Raw genomic sequence first — 838 nt, forward strand, 5'->3', positions numbered from 1 at the left:
GGTGACCGTCAGGCCGTTCGACAGTGTCTGGTAGGTGATGGTGTAGTTCGACGCCGAGCCCGACGAGAACACCGCGTTCGACGCCGTGATGTCGTAGCTACCGACACTGGCGGTCGCCGCCGCGCCGGTGCTGGACAGCGTCACCGAGCCGATGGCGTCGCTGCCTTGCAGCGTGCCGAGTACCGAGTAGGCCGAAAGCGCTGCCAGCTGACCATAGGTCTTCGACACCGCCGTCGGCTGGATCACCAGCGTCAGCGCCGCCGGGTTGATGGTCAGGGCTCCCGCGACATAGCTGATGTCGTAGTTGCCGGAGGTGAGGCCGGAGGCGGTAAGCGTGTAGCTGCCGGCGTTGGTCGCGCCCTGGGCGTTACCGCCGTAGGCGAGCGTACCGCCGAGCACCGACGCGGTCTCGCCATTGACCAGACCTGCGTAGGTGACGCCGTTGCCACCGCTGTAGGCGAGGCCGTCGTAGGTCTTGGCCGCGCTGTTGGCGGTGACCGTCAGAGCTGCCTTGTTCACCGTCAGAACTCCCGCGACATAGCTGATGTCGTAGTTGCCCGACGTCAGGCCGGAGGCGTTGAGCGTGTAGCTGCCGGCGTTGGTCGCGCCCTGGGCGTTACCGCCGTAGGAGAGCGTACCGCCGAGCACCGACGCGGTCTCGCCATTGACCAGACCTGCGTAGGTGACGCCGTTGCCACCGCTGTAGGCGAGGCCGTCGTAGGTCTTGGCGGCGCTGTTGGCCGTCACCGTCAGAGAAGCCTTGTTCACCGTACCGATCGTGCCGGAGATCGAGTCCGAGGCCAGCACGTAGTTGCCGGCCGAAGCGCCGCTCAGGGTG

The 838-nt window shown here is 66.7% G+C and carries 1 protein-coding gene; it reads right to left on the reverse strand.

Annotated elements, in window-relative coordinates:
• On the reverse strand, nucleotides 1-838 hold an 838-nt coding region (locus tag M4J39_RS22770; protein WP_251730792.1), incomplete at both ends, for an MBG domain-containing protein.

This window comes from Pleomorphomonas sp. NRK KF1 (genome assembly GCF_023721755.1).
GTDB lineage: Bacteria > Pseudomonadota > Alphaproteobacteria > Rhizobiales > Pleomorphomonadaceae > Pleomorphomonas.